Genomic DNA, 21636 nt, shown 5'->3' on the forward strand with positions numbered 1-21636 from the left:
TGTTACTTGTTGAGCGACCGCTCGCTCCCCCTACTCCACCCCCTTCCCGCCACTCTTTCCCTCCCCGCCGCTCTTCCGATCTGGCCCGCGACGGCAGCGGGCGGCCGAAGCGGGCAACGGCCTGGTTCATGGTGAATGCGCCTCCTTCGTCGCGGCGGCGGTGTCGGCGCCGGGCGCGAGCATCAGCGTGATCTCGACGCGCCGGTTGCGCGCGCGGTTCGCGGGCGTGTCGTTCGGCGCGACCGGGTCGAGCGTGCCGCGCCCTTCCGCCGCAAGCCGCTCCGGATGCGCGAGCCGCGCGGCGAGCAGGCCGCGGACCGCTTCCGCGCGCTCGCGCGACAGGTCCCAGTTCGACGCGAAGCGGGCTGTGTGCACGGGCGTGTCGTCGGTATAGCCGCTCACGCGCACATTGCCGGGTACCTGGTTCAGCGCATCCGCGACACGCGACAGCACCGGCAGGTATCGGTCGATCACCGATGTCGAGCCCGACTGGAACAGCCCGTCGCCGCGCAGCACGATCACGCTGCGGTCCGCTTCGTCGCGCACGAACACGAGCCCGGCCGCGATCTCCGGCTCGAGGAACTTCGCGATGCGCGGCGTGCTCGCCGGATGCGGCGCCGGTTGCGCGGGCTGCAGGCGCGGCACGTGCAGCGCGTCGATCGACGCGAACAACGGGTCCGAATGGCCGGCCAGCGCGATCCGCAAGCCGGCGAACACGCCGAAGCCGATCAGCAGCGCGAGCGCCGCGCACACCCACAGCGGCACCGTGAAACGGCGCGTGACGTCGCGCGTGACGACGTCGCGCCAGTGCGGCGACAGCGCCGGATCGAACTCGCCGCGCACCGAGCGGATCGTCTGCGCGAGCTGGCGCCGGAGCGCGTCGAGTTGCGCGTGGCCGTTGTCGAGCACGCGATAGCGCCCCTCGAAGCCGAGCGCGAGGCAGTAATACAGCAGCTCGAGCAGGTCGAGATGCTGGCGCGGCTGCTGCGACAGCCGCTCGAGCAGATGGAAGAACTTCTCGCCGCCCCAGGTCTCGTTGTGGAACGACACGAGCAGGCTGTGCGACGACCACACGCTGCCGCCCCACGGCGTCAGCGCCGCGGCCTCGTCGAGCGCCGTGCACAGGCAGTAGCGCGCGCCGATGATCGCCTCGGACGCGACGCCCGCCTCCTGTGCGCGCGCCTCGAACTGGCGGATCTCGACGACGAGATGCTCGCGCAGCCACGCGGGGTTCGGATGATGGACGGTCGAGCGGATCTGCGGCACGAGGTTGAGCAGCGGATTCGCGGCGGCGACGAGCGGATTCGTGCCGCTCGCGGCCCAGCGGCCCGGCCGCGGCTGCGTTTGCGGCTGCGTCGGGGCAGGACCGGCCGCGCCCGCCGACGTCGCGGGATGCATGCCGCCCGGGTTCGGCGGCACGAAACCACCGGCGCCAGCGCCAGCGCCAGCGGAAAATGAATCGGGAGAAGAGTTCATCGCGCGCCTCCCGCCGTCACCCGCGAATTGCCCAGAACTCCATCGAGAGTCCCGGGAATTCGCCGGCCAGATGAAACGCGAGCCCGCCGGAGCGCGCGAGCTGCTTCCACAGCTCGCCACCCTTGTCGATCTCGAAGTACGCATGACCCGCGTGATACGGAATCTGCCGCGGCGCGACCGGCAACTGGCGCACGCCGATTCCCGGCAGTTGAAGCTGCACGAGGTCGCGGATCCGTTCGACGGGCCCGAGCTTCGCCTGTGCAGGAAAACGCGTGCGCAGGCTGTCCGCGGGAAGGTCTGCGTGCACCGCGAGCACGAAGCCGGCCGTGTCGCGCAGCGCCGGATCGGCGAGCGTCGCGACCTTCATCCCGTTGCCCGCGTCGCGCAGCTCGATCTGGATCGCGTTCTGCTCGAGCACGGTCGACAGCGACCGGCGCAGCTCGGCCATCACCTCGCCGAAGCTCGCGCGCAGGTCGTCGTGCCGATACACGGCGAGCGCCTGCGGCCGCCGGCCGGCCGCCGTGAACGTGCTCAGGTCGCACGCGAGCTTCAGCCAGTCACGGAACAGCGCCTCCGGATGCGTCGCGACGTGCTGCTGCGCATGCCAGGTGAGCGCCAGATAGCGGTTCACGAGCTGCAGCAGCAGGAAGTCCGCGACCTCCGACACGCCGCCGCGCCCCGGCTCCGACAGCCTGGCGGCCAGCGCGTCGCTGCGCTGCGTGAGGAGGCCGTGCAGCTCGCGCGTGAAGCGCAGCAGCACGGGATCGTGCTGCGCGACGAGCCGCGGCGGCACATAGCCGTCGTCGACGAGCAGCCGTCCGTCGGTGCGGCGCTCGATGATCCGCACGACGCCGAGCGCATGCCAGTCGCCCGTCAGTTCGGCCTCGAGCATCAGCCGCACGTTCAGGCGCCCGGTCTGCAGCAGCGCGGGGCCGAGCGCGACCGCGTTCGCGTCGGCAATCTCGTATTCGCGCACCACGTAGCGCGCGATCTCCACGTCGTCCGCAGCGCCGAACGACACGTCCTCCGCGCCGCCGCGCCAGTGCGGCAACGCGAGCACGACGAGCACGTCCTTCGCATCGGCCGGCACGTCGAGCGGCTCGGGCAGGTCGTCCGGATGCGACAGCTCGAATGGCGTGCCGTCGCGCATCACGCCCGATGCTTCGCGCAGCGCGACCTGGCCGAGCGCGAGCCGTTCGCGATCGATCTCCAGCGCGTCGAAGCCCCAGTAGAAGCCTTGCAGCGGCAGGCAGCGCATGCTGACGTAGCGCTCCCAATGACGCTCGAGCTGCTGGAAATGCTGAGGCCGCAGGAACATCCCTTCGGTCCACACCACGCGCTGGCGCAGCGCGGTAGCGGGCGTCGCCGACAACGACGGTTCGTTCATGGGCGCCCCCGCGTATCGCCGTCGATCCCGAGGCCGCCATTGCGGACCGCGATCGACACTTTCAGTTCGCCCGGCGACGTCTGCCAGAACTTGTACAGATTGAGCTGCTTCGCGCGCGGCAGCGGCACCGTCAGGCGCCAGCGGTTCTTCTCCAGCACGCGGTACTCGGCAACGACGCCGAGCGCGCCCGCGTCGACATTGCCCGGATAGTGCAGCGTGCGCGCGTCGCCGGGCCGCAGGATCACGCGGTCGACGCCGAGCAGGTCCGCGCCGAGCACATTCTCCGGCTTGTCCTGCAGCGAGAAGAAATCGGCGCTGTCGAACGCCGACGCCGTCTTGAGCTGGAACACCTTCAACACGATCGGCGACGGCTTCCGATTGCGATCGGGGTTCACGTCGGACGCGACGGCGACCGTGATCGTATACGGCACCGCGACGGTCTTTTCCGTCGCCCCGCACCCCGGAAACAGCAGCACGCATCCCAATACGATGAATCCACCGGACCGCCGTCGCATATTCGATCCTCGCAACACAATAAGAATCCACCGGTTTCCCGACAACGGAATCCGGATCGATCTTTTAAGAGAGGCAATTCCCCAATCGGTAATTATGTAATTTCCACCTCCTTTCTATGCGATTTCATTCGGAAATTTGTTCATACAAAAAGCCGGGTCAAATCACCAAATATCTTCAAATACCAAAATATGGGAAGCGACGGATTATTCATTTAATTTTGACCAATTCAAGGATTCGCTAACACACTGGTTCGCATCGGCTCGCGCCGGCCACCGGGATCACGCACGCGATCAGCCATCCGGCAGGTGCGACGCGCCCCGCCGGTCCGGAGGCCGGTGTCAGCACGCGACGCAGGTGACGTGCCAAGCTGTTCATGCCGCCGGAATAAACGGCCCGCTTTTACGCACATGGATGAACGCTGCCAAACAACTGACTAAACCCAAAAGCACACCGAACTATAGTTACGATTTTCCGGATTCTCAAGGCGCACACGAAATACGAGAAGGCACTCTACCCGGATTATTGTTTCAAGATGAAACAAAACGTAACAGCGAATCCGCGCCAGATTATTGGCACTAGAATCCAACAGCATTGCGCCGTGACCACTCCAATCAACCGGACCATCCATTTCAACAATGACAGGCCGTTCGACGCTCGTTCTTTTGCTCGGCGTCTTGTTGCTGGGGATTGCCGGCTGCAGCACGCCGTCGCCGGCCGTGTCGGCTGCGCATGCAACCGTCGACAGTGCGCGCACCGCGTACGACGCAGGCGACTACGGACGCACGATCGCGATCCTCAGCCGCGCGCGCGAAATCGACGGCGCCGACGTCGACACGCAGGTCACCGCGCACAAGCTCCTCGCGTTCAGCTATTGCGTGACGAACCGCGTCACGCTGTGCCGGGCCGAGTTCTCGAAGATTCTCGACCTCAATCCGCGCTTCGACCTGTCCGCCGCCGAGCGGGGGCATCCGATCTGGGGGCCCGCGTTCGAGGCCGCGCGCCGCAAACATGCGTCGTCGTCCTGAGCGAACCGGTTTCCGCGCGAGCGCTTCTTCCATCGGGCGACGTATGACATGCAACTGATCGTGATCGAACACGCCGGCGAGCCGGTCGACGGCGACCAATGCGACGCTGTCGTGTTTCACCCGCCGGGCGGCACCATCGGCCGGGCCAGCGACAACCATCTCGTGCTGCACGACGACACCCGGCAGATCTCGCGCCTGCAGGCGCTGCTGCAGGTCGGCGACGACGCATGCCTGCTGAGGAACCTGAGCAGCGTGTCGACGATCGAGGTGAACCGCGTGCCGATCGGCTATGCGCAGGAGCAGCGGCTGAATTCCGGCGACATCATCCGGATCGGCCCGTACGTGCTGCGCGCGGAGCGCGACGATGCAGCGGCGCTCGAGCGGACCGTTGACGTCGATGTCGAAGCCACCACCGCCGCCAGCGCCACCACCATTCCACCCCACACCGACGCGACAGGCACCGGCCACCGGCTCTGGGGGCGGCTGCACGACCGTTTCGGCCGCGGCAAGGCCGCGTTCGAGACCGGGTCGCTGGCAAGCAGTCGGGCGAACGAACGGCCCGCTGAAAGGGTCGCTGCAAGGCCCGCTGGAAAGTCCGCTGAGTGGCCGCGCGGCACGCCGCCGGACCACCCCGACGCGCCCGCTGCCGCACCGCGCGACCTGAATCAGCTGTCGACCGATCCGCTCGACCTGTTCATGCAGCCGGCCGGCTCCGTCGATTCACCGCGCGGCACGGCCGACCCTGCGCCGTCCTCAACGCAGGCGGATCACGCGCCGGACTGGACGCAGCACGTACGCGTGCAGCCGGCGGCAGCATCCGCCGGCACGCCGCCGGACGCGAACGACGCGACGCAGTCCGCTGCACCGTTCGCTGAACCGTTCGCTGAATCGTCTGCCACTCGTGCGACCGAGCCTGCGACGCCCGACGCGCTGCTGCGCGCGTTCTTCGAAGGCGCGGGACTTGACGCGGCCGCGGACCCGCATCGATGGTCGGCCGAGCAGCTGTACATCGCCGGCCAGCTGCTCGGGCTGTTCGCGAATGGCACGGTGGAACTGCTGTCGTCGCGCAGCATCCTGAAGCGCGAGGTGAAAGCCCACATGACGATGCTGCTCGACCGCGAGAACAATCCGCTGAAGATGCTGCCGGACGGCGGCGCGGTGCTGCGGCAGATGTTCGGGCTGCCGCTGCCCGGCTTCATGTCGCCGCAGAGCGCGGTACACGATGCGTTCCAGGATCTGCACGCACACCAGATCGGCATGGTCGCCGGCATGCGCGCGGCATTGATGGACCTGCTGACGCGCTTTTCCCCGCAGCGCCTGCGCGAGCGGGACACCGCGCCGCGTTGGTACGAAAAGCGCCTGCCGGTGTTGTACAAGGCGCGGATGTGGGACCGCTACGCGGCGACGCACCGCGACACGGTGTTCGCGATCGAGGACGATTTCGCGTCGGTGTTCGGCAAGGCGTTTCTCGCCGCGTACGACGCGGAAGTGGAGAGCTACCGCGGCGGCGGCCGGCATTAAGCAAGTCGCGCGTCACGCCACTCCAGCAGCAGATACTCGCCGTCGTCCGCGCTGCCGGCGCCGATCTCGGCGAAGCGGCACGCGCGATAGAACGCGAGCGCCGCCTCGTTGGCACGCAGGCACTTGAGCCGATAGCGTGTCGCCGGCCAGCCCGGCAGCGCGTGCAGCAGCGCCCTGCCGATGCCGCGCCGAAGCTGCGACCGGTCCACATACAGGTGATGGATGAAATGGTCCGGCTCCCAGACCGACACGAAGCCGACGAGCCGCCCGTCGTCGTCCTCGGCGACCAGCAGCCGTTCGCCGTCCGTCTGTGCGTCGAAATCCGCGAGCTGGAACGCATCGTCGGTCAGCCAGACGAAGGTCTCGCGCCGCGACCGCAGGAACAGCTCGCGCAAGGCCGGCACATCGTCCGCCACGGCGTCACGGACGATCATCGTCATCGCAGCCTTCCGGCGCACGTGGTTCGCCCGCGTGGTTCGTCGTGATTGACCGCCGCGTTGAAAACGGCTTTGTGCTGGGTGGCAGCCGCCATGTTTTCCTTGTTTGAACAATCAACGACATCTGTTTCGGATATCGAAACACTCAACCCCTGAGAAAAAGTTGCACCGGCGAGCGACGCGCGCTCGCGACGCCAATCTGTTTCGATCGAGGCCCGCGCACTCTAGCATAGCCATCTCGAATCAATTACATTTCCATTTCGACAAAAACCAGCCGTGCAACCTAACCCTCCCCACTGGAGACAGGCTTGAACACGTTGTCCGCCTCGACACACCCGCCGGATGCAGCCAGCGGCCGCAACACCATCGTGCTCGTCGTGTTCACCGCATTGACCAATCTCGCGGACGGTGTGACCAAGGTCGCGCTGCCGTTGATGGCAACCGCGCTGACCCAGTCTCCGATTCAGGTATCCGGCGTATCGCTGACGCTCACGCTGCCGTGGCTGCTCGTCGCGCTGCACGTCGGCGTGCTGGTCGATCGCGCCGACCGCCGCGTGCTGCTGTGGCTCGCCAACGGTGCGAGGCTCGCCGCGATCGCGACGCTGATCCTGCTGTCGCTGTCACACCGCATCACGCTGCCGGTCCTGTACATCGGCGGTCTCACGCTCGGCATCGCCGAAGTGATCGCACTGACGTCGGCCGCCGCGCTGATTCCCGACGCCGTCGCGCCCGCCGTGCGCGAACGCGCGAATGCGTGGGTCGCCGGCGCGGAGACTGTCTGCAACGAGTTCTGCGGGCCGCTGGCGGGCGGCCTGCTCGTCGCTGCCGGGACGGCGCTCGCGCTCGGCACGGTGGCCGGCGCGTACCTGATCGGTCTGCTCGTCCTGTTCTTGCTGGTCGGCCGCTTCCGCGTCGCCCGCGCGTCGGACGGAGCGCGCGAACCCGTGCACGCGCAGATCGTCGAAGGGCTGCACTGCCTGTGGCATGAGCCGATCCTGCGCCTGATGGCGATTACGCTGACGGTGCTGTGCGCATGCTGGGGCGCGTGGCTCGCGCTGATGCCGCTGTTCGCGACGAAAGCGATGGGTCTCGATGCGCGCGGCTATGGCATTGCGGTGGGCGCGCTCGGGATCGGCGGCTTCGTCGGCGCGTTGAGCGTCACCACGCTGAACCGCTGGTTCGGGCGGCGCACGGTCATGTTCGTCGACCTGCTCGGCACGCTCGCGATGATGGTGGTGCCGGCCGTGACCGTCAATCTGTGGGCCGTGGCCGCGGGTGCGTTCGCGGGCGGCCTCGGCGGCACGCTGTGGACCGTCAACGCGCGCACGCTCAGCCAGTTCCTCGTGCCCGGTGCGCTGCTCGGCCGCTACAACGCCGCCGCGCGCCTGTTCAGCTGGGGGGCGATGCCGATCGGCGCGGGACTCGGCGGCGTGCTCGCCGAGTTCGTCGGAATGCGTGCCGCGTTCGCGGGTTTCGCTGCGCTCACGCTGCTGTTGATCGTGCCGTTCCTGCGCATCGCAACGCCGGCGGCATTGAATGCCGGAACGAGCGAACCACGTTAACCAAACATTAGCGGCGCATTAACGCGCACATCGCGCGCTCGGACACATGCTGTCCGTGCGTGGAAATGTCGACACCTTCGACATTCAGGAATCCGCCGCCGCGCCGCGGTACGTGCGCGCGGCGGCATGCGTGCTGCAACCCGTCGTCAGACAGCCATCACCGTCACCGACTTCGTGACGAGGTACGGCTCGAGCGCTTCGGGCCCGCCTTCCGAGCCATAACCCGAATCCTTCACGCCGCCGAACGGCATTTCGGGCCACGGCGTCGCGGGCTGGTTGATCCACAGCATCCCGACTTCGAGGCGCTGCGAGAGTAGGTGCACGTTCGCGAACGCGCGCGTGAACGCATAGCCGGCGAGACCATACGGCAAGCGGTTCGCTTCGGCGATCGCGTCCTCCAGCCTGTCGAAGCCACGGATCGCCGCGACCGGACCGAACGGTTCGTTGTTGAACACGTCCGCGTCGAGCGGCACGTCGGCCAGCACCGTCGGCGCGAAGAAGTTGCCTTCCGTGCCGATCCGCTCGCCGCCCGTCTCGACGCGTGCGCCGACCGCGCGCGCGTTCTCGACAACCGACGTCATCGCGGCGATCCGGCGCGTGTTCGCCAGCGCACCGAGCGTCGTGCCTTCTTCAAGCCCGTTGCCGACCTTCAGCCCTTCCGCATGCTGAACGAGCGCCCGCGTGAATTCTTCGCGGATACTGTTATGCACGAGGAAACGCGTCGGCGAGATGCACACCTGGCCCGCGTTGCGGAACTTCGCGCCGCCGGCGGCCTTCACCGCGAGCGCAACGTCCGCATCCTCGGCGACGATCACCGGCGCGTGGCCGCCGAGCTCCATCGTCGCGCGCTTCATGTGCAGGCCCGCGAGCGCCGCGAGCTGCTTGCCGACCGGCGTCGAGCCCGTGAACGTCACCTTGCGGATCACCGGGTGCGGGATCAGGTACGACGAGATTTCGGCCGGATCGCCGTACACGAGGCCGATCACGCCGGCCGGCACGCCCGCGTCGGCGAACGCGCGCAGCAGCGCGGCCGGCGACGCCGGCGTTTCCTCCGGCGCCTTCACGAGGAACGAGCAGCCCGTCGCGAGCGCGGCACTCAGCTTGCGCACGACCTGGTTGACCGGGAAGTTCCACGGCGTGAACGCGGCGACCGGGCCGACCGGCTCCTTCACGACCGTCTGCTGCGCGCCGAGGTTGCGCGGCGGCACGATCCGGCCATACACGCGCCGGCCTTCGTCGGCGAACCATTCGATGATGTCCGCGGCCGCCAGCACTTCTGCGCGCGCTTCGACGAGCGGCTTGCCCTGCTCCTGCGTCATCAGTTGCGCAATCGTGTCGGCGCGTTCGCGCACGAGCGCGGCCGCCTTGCGCATCGTCGCCGCGCGCTCGTGCGCGGGCACCCGGCGCCATTCGTCGAAGCCGCGCTGGGCGGCGGCGAGCGCGCGGTCGAGATCGGCAATCCCCGCATGGGCCACCTTGCCGATCACCTGGCCGGTCGCCGGGTTCACGACGTCGATCGTCTTGCCGCTCGCGGCGTCGGTCCATTCGCCGTTGATCAGGAGTTGTGTATCCGTATAAGTCACGTTAGCCATCCAGACACCCCTACTTTTCGTCAAAAACGCGCGCCGTCTCGAGAACGAGTGCGCGCGGGTTACCGAAACCACCGCCGGCGCGCAGCGTGCCTGGCGGCTTCATGTGCGGGCAGCATACCCGCGTTTCGTCATCCATGTGCGGCAGCGCGCGCTCAACGCGTCGCCTGCGTCTCCCAGTGCGACAGTGATTGCTCAACGCGCCGCCTGTGTCGCGTGGCGGAGCTTCGCGACGTCCGCCGCCTGCACGGCCGGCGCGCCGTTGTTCCAGCCGGCGCGCATGAACGTCAGCACGTCGGCGATCTGCCGGTCGTTCAGCACGTTCGAGAACGCCGGCATCGGATACGCGGACGGCACGCCATCGATCACCAGCGTGTCGCTGCCGTTGAGCGTCACGTTGATCAGCGACGCCGCGTCCTGTTCCAGCAGGTTCGGATTGCCCGCGAGCGGCGCGAGCAGCGGCGCATAGCCACGCCCGTCCGCGCCATGGCAATGCAGGCAGTAAGCGTTATACACCTTCGCGCCCGGATCGTTCGCGGGCCGGCGGAGCGCCGCCTGCGTTGCCTGCGGGTCGTACCGGTACGGCGGCACGCCCGTGCCGCCCGCTGCCGGCAGCGACTTCAGGTAACGTGCGACCGCCGCCAGATCGTCATCGGTGAGCCCCTGCGTGCTGTGATTGATCACGCTCACCATCGAGCCGAACGCGGTCGCATGCCGGTTCGCGCCGGTTTTCAGGAACTGCGCGACGTCCGCGTCGCTCCAGCGGCCGAGCCCCGTGTTGTGCTCGCCGGTCAGGTTCGACGCGAACCAGTTGTCGATCGGCGCGCCTGACAGGAACGCCGCGCCGCTTTCATCGAGCGCCTTCTCCTGGAAGCCGACGCCGCGCGGCGTGTGGCACGACCCGCAGTGCCCGAGGCCCTGCACGAGATACGCGCCGCGATTCCACATCGCATCGTGGGCGGGCTTGTCCGTATAGGCCGTCGTATCGACGAACACCGTGTTCCACAGCTTCAGCGGCCAGCGCATGTTGAGCGGCCAGGCAATGTCCGACGCGCGGTTCGGCTGCTTCACGGGCTCGACGCCGTGCATGAAGTACGCATAGAGCGCCTTCACGTCGTCGCCCCTGAGTTTCGCGTACGACGGGTACGGCATCGCCGGATACAGGTTGTGGCCGTCCTTCGCGACGCCCGCACGCAATGCGCGCGCGAACTCGGCTTCGGTATAGCGGCCGATGCCCGTGTCCGGGTCCGGCGTGATGTTGGTCGCGTAGATCGCACCGAGCGGCGTGTCCATCTTCAGGCCGCCCGCAAACGGCGTGCCGTGCGGCGCGGTGTGGCACGCGACGCAGTCGCCGGCCTTCGCGAGATACGCGCCGCGCGCGACGAGCGCTTCATCAGGCGCGGCGGCAGGCGCAGCGGCAAGTACGGCCTGGGCAGCCGTGCCGGCCGCCAGCGCGACGATTACCGCGCCGATCGCCGGCACCGCACGTGCCACGGTAGTGAATCGATTCATCCGGCTCCTCGAGGTCAAACGGTTTTCAGCTGGCTGCCGACCGGCAGCTTGCGCACGCGCTTGCCGGTCGCCGCGAAGATCGCGTTCGACAGCGCGGCCGCAAGCGCCGCGGTGCCTGGTTCGCCGATCCCGCCCGGCGCCTCGGCGCTCTTCACGATGTGCACGTCGATCGGCGGCGTCTCGTTGATCCGCAGCATCCGGTAATCGGTGAAGTTGTTCTGCATCACGCGGCCGTTCTCGATCGTGATCTCGCCGTACAGTGCGCCCGTGATCCCGAAGATGATGCCGCCCTGCACCTGCGCGTCGATCGTGTCCGGATTCACGACCATCCCGCAGTCGACTGCGCACACGACACGTGTGACCTGCACGTCGCCGTCATCGACCGCGACGTCGACGACCATCGAGAAAAAGCTGCCGAACGCATGCATCACCGACACGCCGCGCCCGTGCCCCTTCGGCAGCGGCGCGCCCCAGCCCGCCGCCGTCGACGCGACGTCGAGCACATTGCGCGCGCGTGGCGTCTTGCCGAGCAGCGCGCGGCGGTATTGCACGGGGTCGGTTTTCGCCTGCGCAGCGAGTTCGTCGATGAAGCTCTCGACCACGAAGGTGCTGCGCGTCGGCCCGACGCCGCGCCAGAACGCAGTCGGCACGTGGCGCGGCTCCTGCCGCACGTAGTCGACGAGCTGGTTCGGCAGGTCGTATGGCAGTTCGGCCGCCACCTCGACCGCGTCCGGATCGACGCCGCCCTTGAACGCGGGCGGCGCGAAACGCGCGAGGATCGACGAGCCGACGATCCGGTGCCGCCACGCGACCGGCTTGCCGTTCGCGTCGAGGCCGGCCGAAATCCGGTCGTAGTAGTACGGCCGGTACATGTCGTGCTGGATGTCTTCCTCGCGCGTCCACACGACCTTCACCGGCGCATTCACCTGCCGGCCGACCTTGAGCGCCTGCTCGACCATGTCGGTCTCGAGACGCCGGCCGAAGCCGCCGCCGAGCAGATGGTTGTTGACGACGATCTTCTCGCGCGGGAAGCCCGTGATCCGCTGCGCGGTATCGACCACGCGCGTCGGCACCTGCGTGCCGACCCAGATCTCGCAGCCGTCGGGCCGCACGTGCACCGTGCAGTTGACAGGCTCCATCGTCGCGTGCGCGAGGAACGGCTGCTCATACACGGCGTCGATGCGCGTCTTCGCGTTCGCGAACGCGTGGTCGACGTCGCCGTCCTTGCGCGCAACCGCGCCCTTGCCGTCCGCGGCGCGTGCGAGATCGGCAACGATGTCCTTCATCGACACCTTCGCATCCGCGCCTTCGTTCCATTTCACGACGAGCGCCGATGCACCGCGTTTGGCTGCCCACGTGTGATCGCCGACCACCGCGACCGCATTGTCGGCCCGCACGATCTGGCGCACGCCGCGGATCTGCTTCGCGGCCGTGTCGTCCACGCTCGCAACCGTGCCGCCGAACACGGGGCTGTTCACGATCACCGCGTACAGCATGCCCGGCAGCCGCACGTCGAGGCCGAACTGCGCGGTGCCGTCAACCTTCTCGGGCGAATCGAGGCGCTTGACCGGCTTGCCGATCAGCTTGAAATCCTCTGGCTTCTTCAGCGCGACGTCCTTCGGCACCGGCAGTTTCGCGGCGGCGCTCGCGAGCTGGCCGTACGACGCCCGGCGACCGGTCGGCGGATGCTGCACCTCGCCGTTTTGCGCGCGGCATGCGGCCGGATCGACGCCCCACTGCTTCGCGGCCGCCGCGACGAGCAGCGTGCGCGCCGTCGCACCGGCACGGCGCAGCGGCTCCCACGCATAGCGGATCGACGTCGAGCCGCCCGTGAGCTGGCCACCGAGCAGCGGGTCGAAAAACAGTTTTTCGTCGGGCGGCGCGTGGTCGAGCGTCACGCTCGACAGCGGCACTTCGAGTTCCTCCGCGATCAGCATCGGAATCGACGTGTAGGTCCCCTGGCCCATCTCGACCTTCGGCATCACGAGCGTGACCTGCCCGTTGCGGTCGATCTGCACGAACGCATTCGGCGCGAAGACGCCCGCTTGCGGCGCTTCGTCCGCGTTGCCGCCGATCACCGAACGCCGCGCGTCGCCGCCTGCCGCCGGCACGCTGAAGCCGAGCAGCAAGCCGCCGCCCGCGGCCGCGCCGAGCGACATGCCGAACTTGAGGAACGTGCGACGCGACACGCTCGCGCCAGCGCTGCCTGCGTCGATCAGTCCGCGCGACATGTGAGCCTCCGCAGAGCCGTTTCGGCGATGCCGGTCGCCCCGTCGGGGAGTAGCGAGCAAAGCGTGCGTGGGGATTGTTTCATCTCACGCCTCCTTCGCGGCTTGCTTGATCGCCGCGCGCACCCGGTTGTAGGTGCCGCAGCGGCAGATGTTGCCGGCCATCGCGGCATCGATGTCGGCATCGCCCGGATGCGGGTTCGACGCGATCAGCGCGCTCGCCGCCATCACCTGCCCCGACTGGCAGTATCCGCACTGGACCACGTCGAGTTCGCGCCACGCCTGCTGCACCTTGCGTCCGGCGGGCGTCGCGCCAACGGCCTCGATCGTCGTGACCTTCCTGTTGCCGACCGCGGCGACCGGCAGCACGCACGAACGCGCCGCGACGCCATCGAGGTGCACCGTGCACGCGCCGCACTGCGCGATGCCGCAGCCGAATTTCGTGCCGGTCAGGCCGACGAGGTCACGCAGCACCCACAGGAGCGGCATGTCGTCAGGGGCGTCGACCGCGTGGGTCGCGCCGTTGATGTTGAGCGTGATCATTCAGCCTCCGTGGCCGGCGTATCGTGGGAAGCGGCGCGCACCCGGCGCGCCTGTATCGTGGAAAACGGCGCGCGCCCGGCGCGCCTTATCGAGTCAGGCGTCGTGCGACGCCCGATGCGCATTGCGCGCGGTTACGCGTCGACCGCGTCGACAGCCGTCAGGATCTTGATGACCGGCGGCTGCGCGAGCCATTCGGCGGCCTTCTCCCGAAACGCGGCGAAGTGCAGGCTCGCGCGATGCGCATCGAACGCAGCCTGGTCGTCATAGACCTCGAACAGATGAAAGCCGGGCGAACCGTCGCTCTCGTGAAACAGATCGTAGCGTTGGTTGCCCGGTTCGGCGCGCGTCGCGGCAACCAAGTCGCGCAACGCCGCTTCGACGGTCTGCACGTGCTCGGACTTCGGAACCAGCGTCGCATATACGTAAAAAGGCATGTCGTTACTCCATCGATAAAGAAACAGGAATGCCACACGCCGTCGCCGCGCGACGCCGACGTGCGACACGACTTCACCGCATCAGGCCAGTTGGTCCGGACCCACGCGCACGACGACCTTGCCGAAGTTCTTGCCGGCGAGCAGCCCGATCAGCGCTTGCGGCGCATCGGCCAGATCGTCGACGACGTCTTCGCGCGCCTTCACCTTGCCCTGCGCGACCCATTCGCCCATCTCCTTCGCGAACGCGGCATAGCTGTCCGCGTAGTGATCGCTGATGATGAAACCCTGCATCCGGACACGCTTGCGGAGCAGCACCGACGTCAGCAGCGGCAGGCGGTTGGGGCCGGCCGGCAACGCGCTGTCGTTGTAATGCGCGATCAGTCCGCACACCGGCACGCGCGCGCCGACGTTCAGCAGTGGCAACACCGCGTCGAACACCGCGCCGCCGACGCTTTCGAAATAGACGTCGATGCCGTTCGGGCACGCGTCTGCCAGTTTGCCCGCAAACGCCGGATCGCGGTGGTCGACGCATGCGTCGAAGCCGAGCGTGCCGGTCACGTACGCGCACTTGTCCGCGCCGCCGGCCACGCCGACCACGCGGCAGCCCTTCAGCTTCGCGATCTGCCCGACGACCGCGCCGACCGCGCCGCTCGCCGCCGCGACGACCACGGTCTCACCGGCCTTCGGCTCGCCGATCTTCAACAGCCCGTAGTACGCGGTGAAGCCCGGCATGCCGAGCACCCCAAGCGCATACGACGGATGCGCAACCTCGCGGCCAAGCGGAATGAGGCCGGTGCCGTCCGACAGCGCATAGTCCTGCCAGCCGCCACCCGCGACCACCAGATCGCCTTCCCGGTACGCGGGCAGGTTCGACGACACGACCTGGCTGACCGTCCCGCCGACCATCACTTCGCTGAGCGCGACCGGCGCCGCATAGGACGGCGCATCGCTCATCCGGCCGCGCATGTACGGGTCGAGCGACAGCCAGACCGTGCGCAGCAGCACCTGCCCCTGCGCGGGCACCGGCACCGCGCCGCTCACGGTGCGGAAGTTGTCCGGCGTGGGTGCGCCAGCCGGGCGCGAATTCAGGACGATCCTGCGGTTTGCTGTGTTGCTTTGCGGCATGTTTGAACCTCCGTCATCGTGGATACGTGCACGCGCACGCTCAGGGGTGAATCCGGCAAGCGGCCGTCGACGCGGTGCACGCCGTCGTGGTAACGGCGCACAGCATCGGAACCGCGCCAGCGGTCGAACATCGAACTACGTCAAATCCGCGATTGCAGATCCTTCTGCAAATCCCCAATTAGTAGACCGGTCGTCTAGTGACATCTGCAAAATAAGGCGCGCTGATGCGCGCCCTTGTTACAACTGCTCTCCGGCCACTTCCGGCTGCGGCAGATTCAGCATCCGCAGCGTCGCGGCCATCGCCGTTTCGAGCGGCCGGCGGTTGCGGTGGATCTTCTCCAGCAGCGTCGCGCCGAGCCACAGCTCGTACAGCATCGATGCCGTGTGCTGCGGATCGTCGATCCCGTGCAGCGACCCGTCGGCGAGCCCCGCTTCGATGCCGGCCGCGAGCCTGTCGATGATCTGGCTGGTGCCGCGCCGCAGGACCGCGCGCATCGCCTCGGACAGATCAGACACCTCGGCGCCGAGCTTCACCGCGAGACACTTGCCTTCCGGATCGTCGTTGCACTGCGTGTGCAGCCAGTTGCCCCAGTAGCTCATCAGGCGCGCGGCGCCCGTACCCGGCTGCCGGACCAGCAGGTTGTCGAGATGCTCGAGATAGCCGTCGAAATACGCTTCGAGCAGCGCTTCCCCGAACGCCTCCTTCGAGCCGAAGTAGTGATAAAACGAGCCCTTCGGGATGCCCGCCGCAGCGAGAATCTCGTTCAGACCGACCGCCGAGAACCCCTTGTGGAGCATGATCGGCTTCGCGATATTCAGGATGTGCTGGCGAACTTCCGCGCCTGAAGATGCATTCATGGTGGCGTATGGTAACAAACGATTAGACCAGTCGTCTAGTAACGGACAGCCGGCATTTTGTGTGGCACTTTACCCCAGGCGTGGCTGCGGGCAGAAGCGCCGCGCGACCGATCATCCGCCCTGCGACGGACGCCGCTTGATGCCCGGCTTCGCCGCACGCCCGCTTCCGCTCGCTGCCCGCGCCGGCGCACGACGGGCGGGCGCCCTTGCCGCGCGCGCGTTGCGCAGCGCCTCGAGCTCGCCGGCATACGTCGCGTTTGCCGCCCGTACGCCGTCGAGCTGCCCCTGAAGCACCCCGCACCGATGCAACGCATCGCCGAGTTGCGCCTGCATCGCGGCGACTTCGCTGCGATGCAGCGTGTCGCGTTGTTCGGTGCGTGCGGCCATTGCGTCGAGCTCCTTCTGCAGCCGGGCAGCCGCGGTGCGCTCGCGATCGATTTCCTGAAGCGCGCGTTTTTCCGATGCGCGCAGCCGGTCTTCAGCGCGGTTCGCGTCGTCGCGCAGGCGATCGAGCTGTGCCGAGAAATCCGCGCGTGCCTGCGCAAGTGCGCGATCGCCGTCCGCATTGTCAGCCTGCAGGCGCTCGACCTCGGCCGCCAGCGCCTGGCGGGACGCGCCATCGGCCGCGCGCGCCTGCTCGAGTTCATGAATTCGCACCTGCGCGGTCAACAGCGCGGCCGTGCGCTGCTCCAGCGCCGTCTCCGTACGCGCCAACTCGACCTTTAGCGCGGCAACTTCCGCACGCGCGGCTGCCCTTTCAGCCTCCACTTCCGCGCGCAACGCGTCGAGCGCGCCATCCGCCGCAGCCGTCGATCGACGCCACAACGTCGCGACCAGCTCACCCGCGGCCGCCTGCAAGTCGGACGGCAGATCCGGATGCTCGATCCGCACCCGGCTCTTTTCGCGAAGCTCGGCCCAGAACTCGCCGAGCACCGCGGTCGGCGTGCTCATGCTGCCTTTGCGGACGAGCTGGTAGAGGCGATTCGCGGTCGGCGTAATGCCGAACCGGAAAAACAGCAGCGCGCAGGCCTCGCGGTACAGCTCGCGGGTTTTCGGGAATTCGGCCTTGAGGCGCTCGATCTCGGCAGCGAGGCGGGTTTCGTCGGCAGCGATGTCGGACATGGACGGAGTTCGTAGGAATTTTGATTAATAATATAACGTAAACCGTTAAATATCCAATCTTCTCGCCGTCGTTATTTGACATTATTTCTATAATGTTGAAACTTCGCGCTGGTGACAGTTGGCGAACGCGTGCTGACATCCCGCCGCGCAATTTTCCCTTTGACAATATCTGACTCTGCAGATACATTGCTCATCAATCACTTCAGGGTCTGGTCATGGAACACTACACGCCGCGGAATTTCTTCCTGACCGAGTCGATCGGATTTCTGCTCAACAAGGCGCGCAACGTCATCACGGCGGAAATGGACGCGGCGCTCAAGGAGTTCGACATCACGAGCCAGCAGATGGGCATCCTGCTGGCGATCCATGGACGCTGGGCGAGTACGCCGTTTGAACTGTCGAAGCTGCTGGCCGTCGACACGGGCTTGATGACCCGCATGCTCGACAAGCTCGAGGCGAAGGAGCTGCTGGCGCGCTCGCGCAGCGAAGAGGATCGCCGCGTGGTCAACCTGACCCTGACCGCGAAAGGAATCGATGTCGCCGCCCGGCTCCCGGCGCAGGCGCGGAACGTGCTGAACGCACGGCTCGGCACCTTCAGCCCGGAAGAATTCGAGCAACTGCAGGTCCTTCTGCGCAAGTTCATCAGCGATTGAAGCGCAACCTGGCCAGTTCCAGACCAATCAAAGACTGGCCGACCAGTGCCACGTGGGCGACGCCGAGATCGACGCGCGCACGGGGCCAGCCAGATCCGCGCTGCCGATACGAAAGCCCGATCGACCTCAGGCCCGTTCCGTGACCCGCACGTCGGCATCGGCATCGAGACGCGCAGCGTTCGCTTCGGCCTCGGGCTCCGACATCAGCTCGCCTTCCCACTTCGCGACCACCGCGCTGGCGATCGAGTTGCCGACCGCGTTCGTCGCCGAGCGCCCCATGTCGAGGAACGTGTCGACACCGAGAATGAGCAGCAGCCCCGCCTCCGGAATGTCGAACTGATGGAGGGTTGCCGCGATCACGACGAGCGACGCACGCGGCACGCCGGCCATCCCTTTCGACGTCAGCATCAGGATCAGCAGCATCGTGATCTGCGTGCCCAGCGACAGATGAATGTTGTACGCCTGCGCGATGAACAGCGACGCAAACGTGCAGTACATCATCGAGCCGTCGAGGTTGAACGAATAGCCCATCGGCATCACGAAGCTCGAGATCTTGCGACGCACGCCGAAACGGTCGAGCGCATCGAGGATCTTCGGGTACGCGGCTTCGGAGCTCGCCGTCGCGAACGACAGCATGAACGCTTCCTTGATCAGCGCCAGCAGCTTGAACACGCGGCGGCCGAGGAACAGCAGCCCGGCAGCGACGAGCGTGCCCCACAGCAGGAACAGGCTCATATAGAAGTCGCCCATGAAGACCGCGAACTTCAGCAGGATCGACAGACCGTTGACTGCAACGGTCGACGCCATCGCCGCGAGCACCGCAAACGGTGCGAACTTCATCACGTAGCCGGTGATCTTCAGCATCACGTGCGACAACTGGTCGATCGCGGCGACGAGAATCTTGCCGCGCTCGCCGAGCGCCGCGAGCGCGACGCCGAAGAACATCGAGAACACGACGATCTGCAGGATCTCGTTATTGGCCATCGCCTCGGCGAACGACTTCGGCACCATGTGGCCGACGAAGTCCTTCAGCGTGAACTTGGACGTCGCGAGATGCGCCGACGCGCCGATATCCGGCAGCGGCAGGCCAAGGTTCTCGCCCGGCCTCAGCAGGTTGGCCATCAGCAGCCCGAGCAGCAGCGAGATCAACGACGCCGTGACGAACCAGCCGAGCGCCTTCGCGAATACGCGCCCCACGGACGCCGCATCGCCCATGTGCGCGATGCCGACGACCAGCGTCGAGAACACCAGCGGTCCGATCACCATCTTGATCAGACGCAGGAACACATCGGACACGAGCGAGATGTAACCCGCGATTTCAACGGCGGATTGCTTGTCCGGAAGCTGCGTGTAAATCATGTAACCGATGACGATACCGACCACCATCGCGATCAGAATCCATACTGCCGCGGAAATTCTTTTGTTCATACGGAGATTCAGCGCACGGTGACTGTGCAAAAAAGGATGAAACATGCGCGCCCGTGCCGTGCCACGGGAGCGCGTCGAAAACCGTCGTAAACATGTCGTACTGCTATCGATGTAAAGTGTCCGCCGCTCTGCCGCCAGGATCCGCTCCGCAAAGTCGCGAATGCCTGATCCTGGCGATGCGGCGTCGAACGCTCAATAACCGATTGCCGATCCGGCCGGGCGGCGCGGATCATTGAAGCCGTAGACGAAGCCGACCCGGACATTGCCGGACACCGACGAGTCGTTCCCCGAACTCTTCCGGCTCGCTGCCTCGGTGCCCGGCAAACCGACCAGAATCAGCTCTGCCGCGCCCCACGGCGTTTCCTCGACCATCTTGTAGCCCATGTTGCGAAGCATCGCGAGCGTGTCGGGCGACAGGCCGTAGGTCTCGTAGTAGACCTCGTCGGGCAGCCATTGCTGGTGGATACGCGGCGCATCGACCGCATCTTGCGGCGCCATCCCGTAGTCGATCACGTTCAGCACCGTTTGCAGCGTAATCGTGATGATGCGCGAGCCGCCCGGCGACCCGACCACCATGAACACCTTGCCGTCCTTCTTCACGATGGTCGGCGCCATCGACGACAACGGACGCTTGCCCGGCGCGATCGCGTTGCGCGTGCCCTGCACGAGGCCGAACAGGTTCTGCGCGCCGACCTTCACGGTGAAGTCATCCATCTCGTCGTTCAGGAAGAAGCCCGTGCCCGGAGGAATGACCACCGCGCCGAAGCGACCGTTGACCGTATAGGTGGTCGACACCGCGTTGCCGGAACGATCGACGATCGAGTAGTGCGTCGTCTCCGGCTTCTCGTGCACGCCGAGGCCCGGTTGCACGTCGACCGACGCCGTCGCCATATCGCCGCTGATGCGCTTGCGGATTTCCGCTGCGTATTCCTTGCTCGTCAGCTTGCTGACCGGATTGCTGATGAAGTTCGGATCGCCGAGCAGCGTGTTGCGGTCCTCGTAAGCGTGCCGCATCGCTTCGCTCATGTAGTGGATCGCCGACGCGGAATGGTAGCCAAGCTTGCGCATGTCATACCCTTCCAGAATGTTCAGCGTCTCGCACATCGTCACGCCGCCGGAACTCGGAGGCGGGGCCGAGATGAACTCGTAGCCCCGATACGTGCATTTCAGCGGCTCCATGTCCTCCGCCCGATAGGACGCGAAATCGGCGGCCGTGATCAGGCCACCCGACTGCTTCGAAGCGGCCTCGACGATCTTCGGAATATCGCCCCGATAGAACGCCTCGGGCCCCTGCGCCGCGATTCGCTCCAGCGTATGCGCCAGATCCTTCTGGACCAGACGGTCGCCCGGCTGGAGCGGCGTGCCGTCGGGCCGCAGGAAGATGCGGGCCGCCTCCGGGTCCGACTTGAAACGCTGAATCGTCGTGTCGAGGATGTCCGTATCGGCGCGCGTCAGCACGAATCCGTCGCGTGCAAGGCGAATCGCCGGCGCCATGACCTGCTTGCGCGTCAGGTTGCCGTATTTGCGCTGCGCGAGATCGAGGCCCGCGACGGTTCCCGGCACGCCAACTGCGCGATAGCCGTAAAGACTGTCGTCCGGCCGGACATTGCCCGACGTATCGAGATACATGTTGGCCGACGCTGCGGCCGGCGCGGTCTCGCGGAAGTTGATGAATCGATCCCGGCCATCGGCCAGGTGAATGGTCATGAAGCCGCCGCCGCCGATGTTGCCGCAGCACGGATTGGTCACGGCCTGCGCATAACCGACCGCAACGGCAGCATCCACTGCATTGCCACCCTGCTTCAGGATCTCGACGCCGATTTCCGACGCGAGGTGCTGCGAAGAAACGACCATGCCGTTCTTCGCTTCAACCGCGGGTTCCGAAGCGGCAAACGCGCTCAAATGTATGGCCGACAACAGGGTGAGTACAACGAGCCGCCTCATGACGGAATCCTCCAAACGAAAACAGGGTCATGCCGAGATGTGCCGCGATCCTGTGGCCTGCCCGCGCCACGAATTTACAATGTAATAACCAATACATCTCAGCGAGGCCGCGATCATATCACGCAGGTTTTTGTATAAAAAACCTAGGGTTAGCCCTGACATTTCTGACAGGGAAGCGAGGGGAAGATTGGCTGAAATGTTTATCTCATTACACATTCGATAGACGAGCTGCTGTCGACGGTGATTCGTCCCTTCTTTTTTTATCGTCGCAGGGAA

The 21636-nt window shown here is 66.6% G+C and carries 18 protein-coding genes; 4 read left to right on the top strand and 14 right to left on the bottom strand.

The window, feature by feature from the left end; translation table 11 throughout:
- Nucleotides 1–126 precede the first annotated feature (126 nt).
- From G3N94_RS13450 to tssJ, 3 genes are read right to left on the bottom strand one after another with little or no spacing between them, the layout of a single operon-like run.
- Complete coding sequence (locus G3N94_RS13450; protein WP_205792878.1) at nt 127–1476, bottom strand: DotU family type VI secretion system protein; 1350 nt, start codon at nt 1474–1476, stop codon at nt 127–129.
- 16 nt (nt 1477–1492) lie between these two features.
- Nucleotides 1493–2863, bottom strand: coding sequence for a type VI secretion system baseplate subunit TssK (tssK, locus tag G3N94_RS13455; protein WP_205792879.1), 1371 nt, complete (start codon nt 2861–2863; stop codon nt 1493–1495).
- Complete coding sequence (tssJ, locus tag G3N94_RS13460; protein WP_205792880.1) at nt 2860–3378, bottom strand: type VI secretion system lipoprotein TssJ; 519 nt, start codon at nt 3376–3378, stop codon at nt 2860–2862. The genes tssK and tssJ overlap by 4 nt, the downstream gene beginning before the upstream one ends.
- 636 nt (nt 3379–4014) lie before the next feature.
- Between tssJ and G3N94_RS13465 the strand changes: the two genes are divergently transcribed.
- Nucleotides 4015–4404, top strand: a complete 390-nt coding sequence (locus G3N94_RS13465) for a TssQ family T6SS-associated lipoprotein (RefSeq protein ID WP_205792881.1) — start codon at nt 4015–4017, stop codon at nt 4402–4404.
- Between the two features lie 48 nt (nt 4405–4452).
- The gene (gene tagH / locus G3N94_RS13470; protein ID WP_205792882.1) at nt 4453–5925 is read left to right on the top strand and encodes a type VI secretion system-associated FHA domain protein TagH; all 1473 of its coding nucleotides are present in this window, start codon (nt 4453–4455) and stop codon (nt 5923–5925) included.
- Here tagH and G3N94_RS13475 read toward each other — a convergent pair.
- Nucleotides 5922–6365 carry a GNAT family N-acetyltransferase gene (locus G3N94_RS13475; protein ID WP_205792883.1) on the bottom strand — a complete coding sequence of 148 codons (444 nt, stop codon included), beginning with the start codon at nt 6363–6365 and terminating at the stop codon, nt 5922–5924. The genes tagH and G3N94_RS13475 overlap by 4 nt on opposite strands.
- Nucleotides 6366–6730: 365 nt before the next feature.
- On the opposite strand from G3N94_RS13475, the gene G3N94_RS13480 reads away from it, so the two are divergent.
- Nucleotides 6731–7924 carry an MFS transporter gene (locus G3N94_RS13480; RefSeq protein WP_205792922.1) on the top strand — a complete coding sequence of 398 codons (1194 nt, stop codon included), beginning with the start codon at nt 6731–6733 and terminating at the stop codon, nt 7922–7924.
- A 146-nt stretch (nt 7925–8070) separates the two neighbouring features.
- Here the strand turns inward: G3N94_RS13480 and G3N94_RS13485 are convergent, their stop codons facing one another.
- The 8 genes from G3N94_RS13485 to G3N94_RS13520 all read right to left on the bottom strand — a co-directional run bounded on the left by G3N94_RS13485 (nt 8071) and on the right by G3N94_RS13520 (nt 17335).
- Nucleotides 8071–9516 (bottom strand): NAD-dependent succinate-semialdehyde dehydrogenase, encoded by a 1446-nt coding sequence (locus G3N94_RS13485; protein WP_205792884.1) that lies wholly within the window; start codon nt 9514–9516, stop codon nt 8071–8073.
- Nucleotides 9517–9708: 192 nt separating this feature from the next.
- Entirely contained in the window at nt 9709–11025 is a 1317-nt protein-coding gene (locus G3N94_RS13490; RefSeq protein ID WP_205792885.1) for a c-type cytochrome, read from the bottom strand.
- Between the two features lie 14 nt (nt 11026–11039).
- Complete coding sequence (locus G3N94_RS13495; protein ID WP_205792886.1) at nt 11040–13256, bottom strand: xanthine dehydrogenase family protein molybdopterin-binding subunit; 2217 nt, start codon at nt 13254–13256, stop codon at nt 11040–11042.
- A gap of 84 nt (nt 13257–13340) precedes the next feature.
- Nucleotides 13341–13796, bottom strand: a complete 456-nt coding sequence (locus G3N94_RS13500) for a (2Fe-2S)-binding protein (RefSeq protein ID WP_205792887.1) — start codon at nt 13794–13796, stop codon at nt 13341–13343.
- Between the two features lie 131 nt (nt 13797–13927).
- Nucleotides 13928–14230, bottom strand: a complete 303-nt coding sequence (locus G3N94_RS13505; protein WP_205792888.1) for a putative quinol monooxygenase — start codon at nt 14228–14230, stop codon at nt 13928–13930.
- Between the two features lie 81 nt (nt 14231–14311).
- The gene (locus G3N94_RS13510) at nt 14312–15355 is read right to left on the bottom strand and encodes an NADP-dependent oxidoreductase (protein ID WP_205792889.1); all 1044 of its coding nucleotides are present in this window, start codon (nt 15353–15355) and stop codon (nt 14312–14314) included.
- Between the two features lie 237 nt (nt 15356–15592).
- Nucleotides 15593–16213: a TetR/AcrR family transcriptional regulator gene (locus G3N94_RS13515; protein WP_205792890.1), complete on the bottom strand. Its 621-nt coding sequence runs from the start codon at nt 16211–16213 to the stop codon at nt 15593–15595.
- Between the two features lie 111 nt (nt 16214–16324).
- Nucleotides 16325–17335 carry a DNA-binding protein gene (locus G3N94_RS13520; protein ID WP_241021816.1) on the bottom strand — a complete coding sequence of 337 codons (1011 nt, stop codon included), beginning with the start codon at nt 17333–17335 and terminating at the stop codon, nt 16325–16327.
- A 215-nt stretch (nt 17336–17550) separates the two neighbouring features.
- Here G3N94_RS13520 and G3N94_RS13525 point away from each other — a divergent pair, with 215 nt between their 5' ends.
- Nucleotides 17551–17988 carry a MarR family transcriptional regulator gene (locus G3N94_RS13525; RefSeq protein WP_205792891.1) on the top strand — a complete coding sequence of 146 codons (438 nt, stop codon included), beginning with the start codon at nt 17551–17553 and terminating at the stop codon, nt 17986–17988.
- Between the two features lie 126 nt (nt 17989–18114).
- Here the strand turns inward: G3N94_RS13525 and G3N94_RS13530 are convergent, their stop codons facing one another.
- Together G3N94_RS13530 and ggt are read right to left on the bottom strand one after the other, a co-directional pair.
- Nucleotides 18115–19416: a dicarboxylate/amino acid:cation symporter gene (locus G3N94_RS13530; protein WP_205792892.1), complete on the bottom strand. Its 1302-nt coding sequence runs from the start codon at nt 19414–19416 to the stop codon at nt 18115–18117.
- Between the two features lie 192 nt (nt 19417–19608).
- Nucleotides 19609–21360 carry a gamma-glutamyltransferase gene (ggt, locus tag G3N94_RS13535; protein ID WP_205792893.1) on the bottom strand — a complete coding sequence of 584 codons (1752 nt, stop codon included), beginning with the start codon at nt 21358–21360 and terminating at the stop codon, nt 19609–19611.
- Between the last annotated feature and the right edge of the window lie 276 nt (nt 21361–21636).

The sequence above is a fragment of the Burkholderia sp. Ac-20353 genome, from assembly GCF_017104785.1.
In the GTDB taxonomy this organism is placed as follows: domain Bacteria; phylum Pseudomonadota; class Gammaproteobacteria; order Burkholderiales; family Burkholderiaceae; genus Burkholderia.